This window comes from Bartonella fuyuanensis (genome assembly GCF_014197255.1).
GTDB lineage: Bacteria > Pseudomonadota > Alphaproteobacteria > Rhizobiales > Rhizobiaceae > Bartonella > Bartonella fuyuanensis.
Genome location: NZ_JACIFE010000003.1, coordinates 108,427 through 123,906, shown reverse-complemented (window position 1 = coordinate 123,906; position 15,480 = coordinate 108,427). Strand labels below are relative to the sequence as shown.

Here is a 15,480-nt window from a genome sequence, read left to right as displayed (position 1 = left end):
GAAAGCGTCAGATTCCGTTGATAAATCAGCCTCTGATGCTGTGGAGAAAGCGTCAGATTCCGTTGATAAATCAGCCTCTGATGCTGTGGAGAAAGCTTCGGAGGTTGTAGGATACAAAGGAATTATTTTAGAGAATCAACAGATTTTATTTAAAGATTATGATTTAGATAAACTTTTGCATAAGATACGAGTGGTGCTTGAGCATAATAATTTGCAAAATATCAAAAAGCAGTTTCATCTGCTTTTTGATAAGAAGGATTCTTCTGTTTATTCTTGTTCCTTTAAAGAGGCTGCTTTGGATGAAAAATCTCAGACTGTGAAAAAAGAGATGGTGCAGAAGGATGGGACGGGTGAGCAGACAAAGGGTTCTGCTGTGAAGCTTAAGGTGGGAAGCCGTGACCATGAAAACAGTAAACAGTTGAAAAAAAGTCATAAAGATGTGAAGGAAATAAAGGATCATTTAAAAAAAGCGCCTGATGTAAATGTTCATAGTGAAGCACGTCGTGTAGATGGAATTCTTTCTCCTTCGAAAACTTTATATAAAGAAGGTTATGATTTTATTCGTTCCACCAACTATGTTGAAGCTGAAAAAGCCTTTTGTACTTTTCAAAATCGTTACAAAAAAAATCCTTTGAGTAATGATGCTTTATTTTGGTTGGCAGAATCTTTATTGGGGCAAAAACGCTATCATGAAGCAGCACAAGTCTATCTTAGTGCATGGTATGCAGATAAAAAGAAGCTCTATACCTCTGAAATTTTGCTAAAATTAGCAAGAAGTATGGTTGCTCTTGAGGTGAATAAAGAAGATTGTGCTCTGTTTGCAAAAAAATCAAAACGTCAGCAAAGGTTAGAATCTGTGTTTTGTAAACCTCTTAAATAAGTAGTTAGGTCTTTTTCAGTGTGCGTTAGACTGGCAAGAAATCTCTTTAAAACATCAGATTTTATTCAGTGTCAAAAGTTGATTCTTGCGGTTTCAGGGGGGAGTGATTCGTTGGCTTTGATGTTTTTAGTCAAAGAGTATTTGGAAACTCTCTCTGTTTCTCCTGAAATGATTGCTGTAACTGTTGATCATCAATTGCGTAGAGAATCAGCACGTGAAGCAGAAATTGTTGCAGAGATTTGTCAGGGTCATCGCGTTAAGCATATCATTGTGCGATGGGAAGGTGAAAAACCAAAAACACATATTGCTTCTAGCGCTCGTGTGGCGCGTTATGATCTCTTAGTGAAAGAGGCACAAAAGCAAGGTGCATCACTTATTATGACGGGGCATACACTCAATGATCAGGTTGAAACCTATCAAATGCGATATCAGCGTCTCCAAAAAAGTAAAAATATTGTGCATGGTGAAGTCGGTGGTCTGTGGAATAAGGTTTATGCGAGAGATTTTGTTGGTGCCTTGCACGGTGAAATTGGAGGCGTGCATGAGAAAGATCATGCCAGAGAAACAAGAATAAATATTGCTGAAAAAAGCTATGCATCTCTCTATGAGCGTGGTTTATCATGTATTCCGCGTGAGGCATTGTTGCATAGAAAAGTGCGTTTGATTCGGCCACTCCTTAGCGTAAAACGCCAAACATTACGGACTTATTTACGCTTACAAGGGAAAACATGGATTGATGATCCAACCAATGAAGATCGCAATTTTGAACGCGTGCGTGTGCGTTATTCTCTTCATCCCGAAAAGTTTGCTGATATTGCTAAAAAAATAAATGAAGCTGCATTGCAACGTCGTCAACAAGCGCAAGATATTGCCAATTTAATTTTAGCGCTGGATATTACTGTTCAACATGGGCGCTGCTTTATAGTAAAGCCTGCACCATTTTTACAGAAACATTCTAGTTTTCCTTTCGTTGTAGGACTCTTTGCGGTGTTGATGGGGGGAAGATTCTATTTGCTCCCTCGTCAAAAATTAAACACACTTGTTCAAAAACTCTGTTTTCATTCTCTAGAAAAACGGCGTTTTACTTATGCTGGATCTGTCGTTGAATATAACAAAAATGGAATTTCTTTGTGGCGTGAATCTCGAAATATGAAAGAGGCTATCGTAGAGCCAAACAAAACTTTTATATGGGATGGGCGCTATCAAATTACAAATCATGGATCTGAGGCTATAAAGGTTGGGGCAGCAAATTTAGAACAGCTGAAATCTTTAGTTAAAAAAAGCCATTTTGATCTTAAAAAACTTCATTTTCCCTCTTTACAATCGCTGCTGATGATTTCAAATGATAAAGGGAATGATATTCCAGAGTTGATTTCTCAAGCGATTGTTCATAAAAATGTGATCATCAAGCGGATTATGGCGCCTTTTGATTGGCTTTCCTCACGCGAAGATGCTGCGCTGGTGAATGTTGTGGCGCCTTTTTTTAATATTGAGGTGAAAAGATAAAGAAAAATCACTCTAAAAGAGAATAAACAGCTTCTCATCCCTTGGCAAGGGGATAACAAGGTTATATGTTAAGGAGAATTGTTTAAAATCTATATTTGATTAAGTGGGCTGAATATGAATTCCAATTATCGCTCTCTCCTCATTTGGGGAGTTATTGCCTTGATTTTGATTGTGTCGTTTTCTTTCTTTAATGGGGATAGTCAGCGTTCTGGTGGTGGAGAAGTCTCTTATTCTGAGTTTTTACGAAAAATTGAGAATAATGAATTGAAATCTGTAACTATTCAAGGTCAAAAGTTAACAGGACAAACCGTTGAGCATCGAGCTATTTCAACCTATGCTCCACGGGATCCGGGTCTGATACAAAAATTGGAAAGCAAAAACGTAAATGTTAAAGCTATTCCTGAAAGTTCTGGAAATAGCATTTTCCTCAATCTTCTCTTTTCCTTGTTGCCTGTGATTATTATCGTGGGAGCGTGGGTATTTTTTATGCGACAAATGCAAAATGGATCACGCGGCGCAATGGGATTTGGGAAATCAAAAGCAAGATTGCTTAATGAAGCGCAAGGACGTGTGACCTTTAAAGATGTGGCTGGTGTTGAAGAAGCAAAACAAGATCTTCAGGAAATTGTTGAATTTTTACGTGAACCACAAAAATTCCAACGCTTAGGCGGACGTATTCCACGCGGTGTTTTGCTTGTTGGACCTCCAGGAACTGGTAAAACTTTGCTAGCGCGTTCTGTGGCAGGTGAAGCCAATGTGCCATTCTTCACCATTTCAGGATCTGATTTTGTTGAAATGTTTGTAGGTGTTGGGGCGAGCCGTGTCCGCGATATGTTCGAACAGGCTAAAAAAAATGCGCCTTGTATTATCTTTATCGATGAAATCGATGCTGTTGGACGCCATCGGGGTGCTGGATTAGGCGGTGGAAATGATGAGCGCGAGCAGACCTTAAATCAGTTGCTTGTTGAAATGGATGGATTTGAGCCTAATGAAAGTATTATTCTGATTGCGGCAACAAACCGTCCTGATGTCCTTGATCCTGCTTTATTGAGACCAGGGCGTTTTGATCGGCAAGTGGTTGTACCAAACCCTGATGTTTCTGGACGTGAACAAATCTTGAAAGTGCATGTGCGCAATGTTCCTTTAGCGCCTAATGTTGATCTGAAAATTTTGGCAAGGGGAACCCCAGGATTTTCCGGGGCCGATCTGATGAATCTGGTAAATGAAGCTGCTCTTATGGCTGCGAGCCGTAATAAAAGAGTCGTAACAATGCAAGAATTCGAAGATGCCAAAGATAAGGTCATGATGGGAGCTGAACGTCGCTCAACCGCTATGACACAAGAGGAAAAAGAACTCACCGCTTATCATGAAGCCGGGCATGCTATTGTGGCTCTTAATGTGCCAGTTGCTGATCCTGTCCACAAAGCGACAATCGTACCAAGAGGAAGAGCATTGGGAATGGTGATGCAATTGCCTGAAGGTGATCGCTATTCTATGAGTTATCGGTGGATGATTTCTCGTTTGGCGATTATGATGGGTGGACGTGTGGCTGAAGAATTGAAGTTTGGAAAGGAAAATATTACATCCGGTGCTTCTTCTGATATTGAACAAGCAACTAAATTAGCTCGTGCAATGATCACACGATGGGGGTTTTCTGATCTTCTTGGAAATGTTGCTTATGGCGATAACCAAGATGAAGTCTTTTTAGGTCATTCTGTTGCGCGAACACAAAATGTCTCTGAAGAAACAGCCCGCATGATTGATATGGAAGTGCGTAAACTTATTGATGATGCCTATAAAAATGCTACCAATATTTTGAAAACAAAAAAGAAAGAATGGTTTGCTTTAGCACAAGGTTTGTTGGAATATGAGACTTTGACAGGAGCTGAAATTAACGAAGTCATTGCAGGAAAGCTTCCTTCACGCACACAGAAAGATGAGAGTGTTACGCTAAGGGTTTCCTCTGTTCCAAAAACTGGAACCGGGAGGGTGGAAATACCTGTGAAAAATGAGAAAAATAATGAAATAGCATCTAAAACAATGCCCCATAAAGCAGAGACCGATAAACGCAAAAAAAACAAAGCAGAGGGAACTGTAGAACAAAAAATCGAAAAATCTAGAGAGTTTGAGCCTAAAAAAGTCGAGCTTAAAAACGTGCAAGAGGAGGGGAGTCAGAAAAAAACGCAAAATACACAAGCTAGCACAAAATTAGTCAATCGCTCTAAAAGTAAAGGCAGTGATGAAAAAAAGTCGAATATTGCCGGACATGATAAGGAAAAATAAGAGCCTTTTAATAATGATTAAGTGATCATGTTTTGGGGAAATTTCTCAGAAAAATTCTTTGGGAAAGGCGCAAGCTAAGCTTGCGCCTTCAATGTAATGTTTGCAGAAAGATGAAAACAAAAAATCAGGCAAAGACGTTGTGTTGGAAAGGCTTAGTAAAATACAAGGCAAGGTGGTTTGTTACTTTGCGGATTTATAAAGTATGAGATTAACCTTTAGTTGTTTGCAAGAAGGTATTCTGGGTAAAGCCTTTTTAGAAAATAATATAGCTTTCTAGAGGAAGAATGTAACAGAATGGGGAGAGAGCGGTTTTATGAGATGTGTTCTAAATGGCGAATAGAGTTAGGGTCTTTGATTGTTTAAAAAAATGAAGGTTTAGTAAAATATCTCATTTCTAGGAAGAAGAAGGGCTATTGTCCTAAGAGCGCTGTTAGGATTTTAGAGAAGAACTAAGGTTAGAGGTATCTATTAAAGGAAAGACGTATGGTGCAAAAATATTTTGGTACAGATGGAATTCGGGGGAAAGCCAATTCATTTCCCATGACACCCGATTTTGCCATGAAGGTGGGGATGGCTGTTGGGGTTTTATTCCGTTCACAACATCAATCGCATCGTGTCGTGATTGGCAAGGATACACGATTATCTGGTTATATGTTGGAAAACGCTTTGGTTTCAGGATTAACAGCGGCGGGAATGGAAGCTTTTTTATTGGGGCCAGTGCCAACACCTGCGGTTGCAATGCTTTGTCGTTCTTTACGCGCGGATCTTGGTGTGATGATTTCTGCTTCTCATAATCCTTTTTATGATAATGGAATTAAACTTTTTGGTCCTGATGGTTTTAAACTTTCAGATGATATGGAAACGAAAATTGAACAATTAATCGATACAGATCTTTCAAAGTCTTTAGCAAGTTCTGCCGAAATTGGTTATGCAAAGCGAGTTGAGGGGGATATTTATCGTTATATTGAATATGCCAAGCGAACTTTGCCACGTGATGTGCGCTTAGATGCTTTGCGTATTGTTGTGGATTGTGCCAATGGGGCTGCTTATAAAGCTGCCCCCCGTGCGTTATGGGAATTGGGGGCTGAGGTTTTTGCTATTCATGATGAGCCCAATGGGACCAATATTAATCAAAAATGTGGATCAACTGATTTAAATTCTTTAAAACGAAAAGTGCATGAAGTGCGTGCTGATGTGGGAATTGCTCTTGATGGAGATGGAGATCGTGTTCTCATTGTTGATGAAAAAGCACAAACAATTGATGGTGATCAGTTGATTGCTGTAATTGCTGAAAATTGGCATAAAATGGGACGATTACGGTGCGAAGGTGTTGTCACAACCATTATGTCAAATCTTGGATTAGAGCGTTTCTTGAACGGAAAAGGATTGCATCTCGTAAGGACAAATGTTGGCGATCGCTATGTTGTTGATGCCATGCGCCAAAAGGGATATAATGTTGGTGGTGAAGTTTCTGGGCATATCGTGTTGAGTGATTTTGGTACAACTGGTGATGGTTTAGTGGCTGCATTGCAGGTTTTAGCCTGTATGAAGGAAAGCCAAAGCCCTATGAGCCAATTATGTAAACGGTTTGAGCCTGTGCCGCAAGTTTTAAAAAATGTAACAGTTAAAAATAAAAATATCCTGAAAAAAAGTCCAGTTAAAACAGCAGTCGATCAAGCAAAGAAACAGTTAGGGGAAAAAGCACGGTTGGTGATTCGTGCTTCTGGAACTGAGCCAGTTATCCGCCTTATGGCTGAAGGTGATGCACGAGAACTGTTGGATACAGTTGTGACAGAGTTGATGCATGTTATTACGCATCATGATGCATGCGTAGGGACTGCACTTGAGGAATCTTAAAGGTTATAAGGGTAAGCAATTGATAATCTTTTGAAAAAAGATGTTTGCTGTTAAGCTTAAGTGTTGGAATAAGGAGAATATTTGCAGATTTGGAGATTTCAGGTAGGTAATCTTACTAAAGAAAGCCATTCGCTACGATAGAGGGTTCTCCTTCAGAAGCAATAATAAATTGCTCCTTATATGGCTTTGCACTAAGAGTTCTTCTCATCACAATTTTATGGAGAAAATATAGGGCCATTCAGGTGCTATGTTGGATTGCATTTTTATGGTTTGGTAAAAATATCGTTTTCTGTCGTAATAAAATCCTTTTCCTATCAAAAAATAGAAACAAATCATAAGCATTTATTAACCATATTTTGATTCATTTAAAAAGATATTTTATTTATATAAAACAATACCTTATTCTATAATTTCTGATGTGATAATTTATGAATCTTATTGAGAAATAATGAAAGAAAAAAGAGATAAACTTATCTACAGACGATGGGGTAGGTATTGCATCTTTTATATTTGATCTGTGATATAAGGAATCCATTTAATCATAGAAACACGACGCTATTCTAAGGAGACAGGTCAATGAGAAGCATGTTCTATTTTGTTTTCTTCCGATGATCTAGAATGGTTTCTGCAACCTTATAAAGGGTATTGGTTGTTTCTGCGAGTCAAGCATGGGAACTAGAGTGAAAATTATGAGAGTGTGCGTTTAGTTTAGCTTGTTGCATAGACCTTAACAGACATTTCTTAGCAAGTCGGCATTATCATATGCTTTGCTAGTTCCAAATTTTGCGGCAGCTCTTGGCACTTAAGACGGTTCATAAGAGCATTTTAGTCCTTTCTTGTGCAGCTTTTACCCACACGCCAGCACCGTTTGTGGTGTGCGAGCAAGTGATTTTGATTGATTCAACATAGAATAGATTTGAAATGAGAAAATTCTATATTGTTCAGGATTCTAATTCAATCTGAGTAACGATAAATTAATCTGTTGTTACAAGAGTACTTCGATTGATTGCTGAAAAAAGAAATTATTGTGAGAAAACAAGTGCGCTTGTTTAAAATTTTCAATGCTTCTGGTGATAAAGGGACACGAAATTCTGGTGGAGCAGCCCGCTTTCCTTTCATATTTTCAGCAAGGATTACCCATATATCTCATCACTCTCATCTTCACGAATAGGGTGCAAGTGATTTGGACGAATTCCGGTAACGAGAAGTAAATGCAAAGCTTGTTGATGTTTGGCAGAGTATTTTATAAAAAGTTAGTATATCTCGCCAATCTATAGCTCTAGGATATTTATGTTTTATAGCCTTGTTTACCTAAGAAAGCTCTTGCTTTTTCTACTGCCTGTCAATTAACAGCTACATTTAGTGCTGCGGCATATTTGAAATGAAATTTGCGACGGAGTTGGGCTGTCGGAGCAGTTTAAGTGCGGTGTATCCCCAAAAGAATGAATTACACAAAAAGGCTGATCCCGGCTATAAATTCTGTTAAAATAATGAACTGGTTTACGAATAAGCAAAAGCAAAAAAGTATATTTTCAATATTTTTATTAATATCTTACGAAACTTTGCATGATGCTTATGAGAAAAAGCATTATAAATATCGCTCATTTCCAGTTATCTCTAAAAAAATTTTAAACTATCAACGCAAATGTCGTATAAAATTTTATCCAAATAACATAAATCACTGTTTGTCAATAAACATTCCATTGTAATTTTAGCTGAATTTTCTAACTTTTCTCGGTGATTGCACGTCAGCGATTCGCTTCAAGAGATGCCTTATCTGTAGTAAATATTTCAATATTTTATTAAAAAATTAAAATCTTTTAAAAATCTTTCTTATCAAATCGTATTCAATTTAACTTCAATACAAACTTATCTTGAATATTCTTGAGTGTGTAGGCAACTCTTCCAAATTTATCTTCCATAAAATATCAGAGTCACAACATATTCTTTTGGCACTAGATGAACGATCCCGATAGCATAATTATCTGAAAGGGCAACATACTTCGAAAATATATGTCCACAAAGAATTGAAGATAATTTATCAAAAATTTTCTTCTGAATATGTCTTATCGTTACGAAAACGCATTAAAACTAAAAAAGAAAAATATTGCTTTGTGAAAAACTTTTAGACAGGAAAACAAAATGATAAATATCATATTTATCTTTCATTTTTTTCAAAAAGAATTATCATGAAATATTAGGAATTACGCTCAAAGAATCAGCTTGTGAGGGGGGGATTTTAATTGAAAATTAAATAGTTTTACAAAAAATACTTTAAAATGCGTGTTAAAATGATTGACCTTTGGCAAGAAGTTTGTCAAAAAACATATCCAGTTTGGAGGGGTGGCCGAGCGGTTTAAGGCACCGGTCTTGAAAACCGGCGTGCAGGAAACTGTACCGTGGGTTCGAATCCCACCCCCTCCGCCATAGCACTCTCATCATGCTATAGCTTATTGATTGCTGCTTGCTGTGGCCTTGTGATTTCTGCTAAGCGCGTTTCATCTCCTTGCAACAAAAATCCATCTTCACTCCCAAATTCATCTCAAAGCCAAAATGCCTTCTTTTCCAGCACAAATTCCTTAAAATGCGGCAGGGAAATATCCGCGCTTACTTTCTGCGATATCAGCATTTAAACTTGCTTTAATTAAGATACAAGACATTGATGTATAATGATAATTAACTATTTTGTATAGTGCAGGAGAGTTCCGAATATCGTAAAATTTTCTCATTCCCAACCTGTGTATGTTGAATCAACCAAAACTATTTGTTTGTTCGTTACAAGTAGGAGAAGCGTGTGGATAAAAAAACTTAAAAAAGATTAAAATGGCTCTTGTCAACCGTCTTAAGTAGCAAGAGCTATAGGCTAATATTAGAAGTTAGAAAAGTGCGTGATGGCGCTGATTTGCTTCTCCATAAGCAGAAAGATGGGACTGCTCAATGGATCTTTGGTGGTATAGCATTCATGGTTGGCAGCGTGAAATGGGCTTGGAAGCGTTAAAACAGGTCTCTTTAAAAAGAGGTCTATGTTGCCTTTGATTCTATCAGTTCATAAACAAGATTTTAACTGGTCAAAAGCTATTCCTAAAAAATACTCTTATGTTTATGAAACATGGATTGCAATCTGAAAGAGATTTAATTGCTCCCATGATATTTTTAGCTAAAATGTAGGAAATTTCTTCTTAAACCGTTGAAAAGGCCAAAAAATAAAGAAAAAAGTGCTTTCTTTATAGAAAGCACTTTAAAAGGATTCAGAGCAGAAGCTTTACATATTTAAATCTGAAAAGCGGTCTTTTTTACCTTTTTTCCACAAAAAATAAGTTGCAAACCCGAGAATGGGAACACTCAATTTGACAAAAGGCAGATGTTGACTCAAAACTGCAAGACTGGAAACGGTTGCATCTGTTATCAGTTTGTGGTGTTGTTCTTCTGTCTTTTTTTGTTGGTGATAGCGTTGATAAGCCTTGAGTACACGGCTGATAATAAGACCTAATCCTGCAAGAAAAAGCCAAATTAAAAACATTATACCGGCAGCAACAAGAGGTTTCGTAACAGAACATAGTGCAATAAAACCAATGATACATAAAAAAAGCAAAGACATGAAAAATGAAATGCCCATAAGCCCACAGCAAATCGCTTGAAGGCGTATTTGCTTGACAGTGCTTTTCAGCCCTCCACCGACAAGATGGTTTAAAAGAGGAGCGATAAACTTATGCATTGCTTAACGACGCAGTAATTGAGAAAGAACAAAACCAGCACCTGCTGCAAACAGAACGCTTTTACCAGGATTTTTGCGAACGCATTGGTTTATGGTTTGTTCAAGATCACTAATTTTGTCTTTTGCTTGAGACATTATGTCTTCACCACTTTCTTTTGCTGAGTGATACAGTTTTTCCGCTTTGTCTTTGGCAGTGTTGAATTTGTTTGTTCCAAGATCTGTTAGTGTTGAGGTAATCCCTGAAATTTCATTGCGTAATTTTTCTAATTGTCCTTGTAGGTCTTTTTCTGTAGCTGTTTTATTGTGCTGTGTTGTTTTATTATTAGCCATGATGTTCTTTTCCTCTCTACTGATTCATTATATTTGTATTGATGTGTTCATAGTGATTATTTGTATTGGAGTGAAAATTTTCACTGTTTAGGTAACGTCAAAAGTTTTTTTTTGTTCCCTTCATTTTGGCCAATTTAAAACCGTTTTTGATAAAATAAATTGCATCCATTATGATATGGTTTGTCTGTAAAGAATCCTATCTCTTGAAAATTGGCTTATGCTTTTAAAGGACTTTATGACCATGCTCTAGCTTTTAGGGGGGCGTTTTCTATAAAAGGCTCTTGAAAGAAGCACATTGAGACTGGTTCTTTAGATTTGTGATAGGTAAAAAAGCATGCTTGGTACGATTTTGTGGGGGAGAAGTAATGCTATTTTTATGTTTTGAAGAAGGGAAGAAAAAAGAATATTTCTGTTCTTTTTTCTATGCATTTGGCACCTAAACAAGAATTCCTATATTCTGGATTGGTTTAAAATATTGCGTTCGTTCTTTTTAAAAAATGTATCACGTCTTTGATGCCTATTCCGTGAAAGAAAATATTTTGTTTGATCCAAAAGAGCAGCTAAAATAAAAGAAGCTTATAATATGAGAGATGCATTCAACAGGAATGACGATGAATTATTCTTATAAGTCAATGTGTTGTAAGTAGAAATGTCGTACGTTATTCTTTAAATTAAAAGATTATATGAAATATTTCTTGCAAGTCTATCATTTTGCCAAATTTATGCAATAAATCGATTTGAGTCAGATAAACTTGTTGAATTGTTAGAGAAAAATTACTTGGGTGCTCTCCCTAAAATTAAGAGAGAGCTTGGAGAATAAAACTATATTTGATTTATCAAGTTTTCTTTCTTAAGAGGAAGGCGAAAGTGACGTTAAAAGGGAAGTGGCATTGTGGAACAAAGATGCTATGCGGAGTGACAGTCCTAGCTGTAAAAAAGCGAGGCCCACAAGTGTGAGACAAAAATGGAATCTGAAACAGTATCATTAGATAATATGTCTGCTGCATTGACAGCACATGATTTTTCTCCTTTTTCTATGTTTATAGCTGCTGATTGGGTGGTGAAAGCTGTTATCATTATTTTGTTGCTTGCTTCTCTTATGTCGTGGACAATTGCTTTTGTAAAAATTATTGAGCTCACTTTGGCAAAACGAAGAGTGCGTTTTGAACTGCAATTGATTCTTAACGCTCAGACTCTCGCTCGTTTAGCCGCTAGTTTGAAAGAAAGCAAAGGTGCTGGTGTGTTTTTTCTCAAAGAAGTCCTTAAGGAGGTATATCTTTCTACACAGCAGGTTCATTTTGCTGTTCCTGAGGGAATAAGTGAAAACTTTGGTGAAAGAAGTAGTTCAAGAGAAAGTGCACAAACGCTTGAGGATATTCTCTTTTATGAAGAGAGTGATCAATATGGAGATGCTTCCCGCGGTGTTAATGTTCCCGATATGCATGAAGGTTTAAAAGAAAGGGTTCATTCACTTTTATCGCGTTGTTTATTGGCTGCTACACGCCGTGTTGCATGTGGAAGCACTGTTCTTGCAACCATTGGAGCAATTGCTCCTTTTATTGGTCTTTTTGCAACAGTGTGGGGAATTATGAATTCTTTTATTGGGATTGCTCAATCCCAAACAACGCGACTCGATGTCGTTGCTCCTGGAATTGCTGAGGCCTTATTCGCAACAGCTATAGGGCTTTTTGTGGCTATTCCTGCCGTTGTTATGTATAATAGCTTTATGCGTTCGTTGAATGGTTATCGCAGTGATTTAGGCGATATCGCGGCTGCTCTTGAAAGGCTCTTAAGCCGTGAGCTGGATAAACAAAGACAACAGAAAAGTCATAAAAAATGAAAGCAAGCTTTAATAATGATTGGGATACAGAGGAGAGCGGGGTGCAAAGCGAAATCAATGTAACCCCTTTTATTGATGTTGTGTTGGTATTGCTTATTGTTTTTATGGTGGCTGCTCCTTTAGCAACGTCTGTTATTCCTGTTCAGCTTCCTTCTATTATTCAAGCCCCTTCGGTGATTCAGCCTGATGAGCCTCTTTATGTTACTTTGCAAAAAGATCATTCTCTTTACGTTGGGGATCATCTTGTAGAGTTGATCGCTGTGAGAGAAGCTTTGCTGAAGGAAACCAAGCAAAATTTAGAAACAAAAATTTTAATCAAAGCGGATAACGAAATTAATTATGGGATTGTGGTGGATTTATTAAATCAAATACGCATGGCTGGATATCGTAAAATCGGTCTTGTCGGATTGCAAAACTCTCCTGCACTTGCTTCAAAAGGGGTGGTGAATAAATAAAATAGCAGATGTGGTTGTTGTTTGTCGTTGGCTCTGCCATTTAGCATTATCATACTCTTTGCATCTTTACGGGTCTCCAATGTTCTACAGCTTTCATGGGCGTGTTCAGAAGAGGTTTTTTAGTCTTTTTCTGTTTTTATCTCGAACGTTAGCCGTGCCTTGAAATTTGCAAAAGACATGTTTTTGATGGATGCAATATAAATAGATTCGAAATGAGAGAAATTTAGGGTAATTGGATTGCTCGTTAAAGCTGTAAATAATGAATTATTTTTATAAATCAATGTGATGTAGAAACTATAGATTTTATAAGTAGTGTGTGAGCGCTCAATAGTTCATCCCAATGCTTTTGTTTTGGAGGGGAAGGGATACGAGAAAATATCGGGTGATAACAAAATTTTGTCTAATGCAAAGAAGCACGGTGTGGTTGCTTTAAGAATAGCGATTTTAGAGCTTCTTAGTTGTGGCCCGTTGAACCAAAACCTCCTGTTCCACGGCTTTCTATATGGTTTTGGGTGCTGTCTTTTTGTTTTGGTTCAATGGCACAAACATTGACTTGAATAACGGGTGAGATAACTGTTTGTGCAATACGCATTCCCCGCTGGATGGAAAAGTCTTCTTGACCACAATTGATAAGAAGGACTTTAACTTCTCCGCGGTAATCACTATCAATTGTCCCAGGTGTGTTAAGGCATGTGATGCCGTGCTTTAAGGCTAAGCCTGAGCGAGGACGTATTTGTGCTTCATAGCCTGGTGATAAATGAAAGATGAGACCTGTTGGAATAAGTGCACGCTGACCAGGTGCAAGGGTGAGTGTTTCTCCTTCGCCAATTGCTGCGCGTAGATCAAGACCAGCAGAACCAGCTGTCGCATAGTAAGGAAGCTCTAGGCCTTGTCCGTGTGCAAGATATTGAACCGATAAAGTCACGGCCTGTGAAGGTTGAGAAGAGACAGAATTGTCTTGCTTGCTTAGAGGTGCGTTGGTTTTAGTGTGCAGCATGATTACGGTATTTCCAAAAGATGAGGTCTAGAAAAACAAATGACACTTTAACAAAAGATATCCATAAAACAAGTCGATAAAAGCTTGTTGATAGATGTTATCCCCAGAGCTTGTTTTATTTCTTGCTGAATCTCAAAGCATCATAAATGGTATGCAAAATAATATCAACATACTGATTTATAATAATTTATTGTTTTCTTCGTTCAATGAGAGTTCTGAATATTGTAGAATTCTCTCTATGTTGAATCAATCAAAACCATATCTTTTGCACATGATAAGTGAAGAAAGACGGTGGTGAAGAAAGATGTGCGGCATGTCACTGGACAAAGAAGGAGTAAAAACGCTTATGATGAACTGTTTCAAGGGCTTAGGAGTGTTGGCAATAGGAGGACTGGAAAAATGTGTAATAGTGCTAGCCTGCTTCTTCACAAGTTTAATGGAGATGCTCAATAGATTTATCGTTAAATATCATTCAGGAATGCCGTTGTGAAAGGGTTGTGGATGTGTTGAGAAATCGCTCTTTTTAAAACAAGTGTTGAAGCTGCAACCTAATAGATATCTCTATGGATGATTTAATCTTCCGCTAAAAGAGATGTCGATTTCTTAGAGATCTAAATTATGGGTGACGGATAAGATTTCTTAAATACTGCCGATAAGAATACCCGTGGCAAAAACCAATGCACCACCAATAATGACTTGTAAAGAAGCACGCCAAAAAGGCGTTGACATGAATTTGTTCTGGATCCAGACAATGACGCCTAGTTCGAAAAAAACAACAATAAAGGCAATAATTGTCGCTAGGTAAAAAGAGTTGATCAAATAAGGAAGCGTATGGCCTAATCCTCCTAAGGCTGTCATAATGCCGCTAGCAAGTCCTCTCTTTAAGGGTGAACCACGCCCTGATAATTTGCCGTCATCATGAGCTGCTTCTGTGAAGCCCATTGAAAGTCCCGCGCCAACAGAAGCTGAGAGCCCTATCAAAAAAGTTTGATGCGTATCTCCTGTGGCAAAAGCTGCGGCAAAGATAGGGGAAAGGGTAGAGACAGAGCCATCCATTAACCCTGCAAGACCTGGTTGAATCCATGTCAAAAGTGTTTGTTTTTCCGCTTTTGATGGCTTTTTTATGATCTGATTTTCCGCTGTTATTTTCGGAGAGAGATGGACGGGCTTGCTTTTCATAAAACTTTTTATAAAAGAAGTTCGATCATACCATGAACCGCGAGCATGGGCACGATTATGGCAAAAATTGCACAAAAGTTGCTTATAATTGTCAAGCTCTTGGATGCCCAGGGTGTTAAAAATTGCTGCTTCCTTAGCAGAATAAGATTCTAGAGCTTTTGCATATTTTAAACAAAAGACTGCATGGTGCTCTTTTGCTTTGAGCGCTCGAATCATCATTTTTTGTGCTGAATGAAGGGACAGAGCCTTACGTGGTATCGATGAAAAAAACCATTTCAACATTTTTTGTTCCTTCACACTTTAGAATAATTCTAAAACATAAGAAAAATAAACCGAAAGTCAATCTAAAAGTTAAAAACTGAAAAATCACAAAAAGGTTGCGGTGAGAAAAAAATGTTGGGGAATCAAGAAAGAAAAAAAGATTTGTTAAGAAGAATG

9 protein-coding genes, 1 tRNA gene and 1 pseudogene are annotated in these 15,480 nt (G+C 37.7%); 7 read left to right on the top strand and 4 right to left on the bottom strand.

Features of this window, described 5'->3' with window-relative positions; genetic code table 11:
• From GGR08_RS02715 to GGR08_RS02695, 5 genes are all read left to right on the top strand, one after another.
• Positions 1-880, top strand: an 880-nt coding sequence (locus tag GGR08_RS02715; RefSeq protein WP_246350098.1) for a tol-pal system YbgF family protein, incomplete at its 5' end; no start/stop codon positions are given.
• A gap of 18 nt (positions 881-898) precedes the next feature.
• Positions 899-2,386, top strand: a complete 1,488-nt coding sequence (gene tilS / locus GGR08_RS02710) for a tRNA lysidine(34) synthetase TilS (RefSeq protein ID WP_183193862.1) — start codon at positions 899-901, stop codon at positions 2,384-2,386.
• A gap of 114 nt (positions 2,387-2,500) precedes the next feature.
• Positions 2,501-4,669, top strand: a complete 2,169-nt coding sequence (ftsH, locus tag GGR08_RS02705) for an ATP-dependent zinc metalloprotease FtsH (protein WP_183193861.1) — start codon at positions 2,501-2,503, stop codon at positions 4,667-4,669.
• 483 nt (positions 4,670-5,152) lie between these two features.
• The gene (gene glmM / locus GGR08_RS02700) at positions 5,153-6,526 is read left to right on the top strand and encodes a phosphoglucosamine mutase (protein WP_183193860.1); all 1,374 of its coding nucleotides are present in this window, start codon (positions 5,153-5,155) and stop codon (positions 6,524-6,526) included.
• Positions 6,527-8,863: 2,337 nt separating this feature from the next.
• Positions 8,864-8,953: transfer RNA gene (locus GGR08_RS02695), tRNA-Ser, on the top strand.
• Positions 8,954-9,788: 835 nt separating this feature from the next.
• On the opposite strand, the gene GGR08_RS02685 is transcribed toward GGR08_RS02695, so the two are convergent.
• Positions 9,789-10,241, bottom strand: a complete 453-nt coding sequence (locus GGR08_RS02685; RefSeq protein WP_183193859.1) for a hypothetical protein — start codon at positions 10,239-10,241, stop codon at positions 9,789-9,791.
• A 3-nt stretch (positions 10,242-10,244) separates the two neighbouring features.
• Complete coding sequence (locus GGR08_RS02680) at positions 10,245-10,571, bottom strand: ElaB/YgaM/YqjD family protein (protein WP_183193858.1); 327 nt, start codon at positions 10,569-10,571, stop codon at positions 10,245-10,247.
• Positions 10,572-11,535: 964 nt separating this feature from the next.
• Between GGR08_RS02680 and GGR08_RS02675 the strand changes: the two genes are divergently transcribed.
• Positions 11,536-12,411: a MotA/TolQ/ExbB proton channel family protein gene (locus GGR08_RS02675; RefSeq protein WP_183193857.1), complete on the top strand. Its 876-nt coding sequence runs from the start codon at positions 11,536-11,538 to the stop codon at positions 12,409-12,411.
• Positions 12,408-12,860: pseudogene (locus GGR08_RS02670) on the top strand (biopolymer transporter ExbD); the annotation flags it as partial. The gene GGR08_RS02675 and the pseudogene GGR08_RS02670, both read left to right, overlap by 4 nt.
• Before the next feature lie 460 nt (positions 12,861-13,320).
• On the opposite strand, the gene dut reads toward GGR08_RS02670, so the two are convergent.
• Positions 13,321-13,863: a dUTP diphosphatase gene (gene dut / locus GGR08_RS02665; protein ID WP_183193855.1), complete on the bottom strand. Its 543-nt coding sequence runs from the start codon at positions 13,861-13,863 to the stop codon at positions 13,321-13,323.
• 639 nt (positions 13,864-14,502) lie between these two features.
• Positions 14,503-15,324: a VIT1/CCC1 transporter family protein gene (locus GGR08_RS02660; RefSeq protein WP_183193854.1), complete on the bottom strand. Its 822-nt coding sequence runs from the start codon at positions 15,322-15,324 to the stop codon at positions 14,503-14,505.
• Positions 15,325-15,480 lie beyond the last annotated feature (156 nt).

Bases quoted from the DNA above. Each gene is read 5' to 3' on its own strand.
- GGR08_RS02680 (WP_183193858.1), bottom strand. From the start codon at position 10,571: ATGGCTAATAATAAAACAACACAGCACAATAAAACAGCTACAGAAAAA.
- glmM (WP_183193860.1), top strand. From the start codon at position 5,153: ATGGTGCAAAAATATTTTGGTACAGATGGAATTCGGGGGAAAGCCAAT.
- GGR08_RS02675 (WP_183193857.1), top strand. From the start codon at position 11,536: ATGGAATCTGAAACAGTATCATTAGATAATATGTCTGCTGCATTGACA.
- GGR08_RS02685 (WP_183193859.1), bottom strand. From the start codon at position 10,241: ATGCATAAGTTTATCGCTCCTCTTTTAAACCATCTTGTCGGTGGAGGG.
- dut (WP_183193855.1), bottom strand. From the start codon at position 13,863: ATGCTGCACACTAAAACCAACGCACCTCTAAGCAAGCAAGACAATTCT.
- ftsH (WP_183193861.1), top strand. From the start codon at position 2,501: ATGAATTCCAATTATCGCTCTCTCCTCATTTGGGGAGTTATTGCCTTG.
- GGR08_RS02660 (WP_183193854.1), bottom strand. From the start codon at position 15,324: ATGTTGAAATGGTTTTTTTCATCGATACCACGTAAGGCTCTGTCCCTT.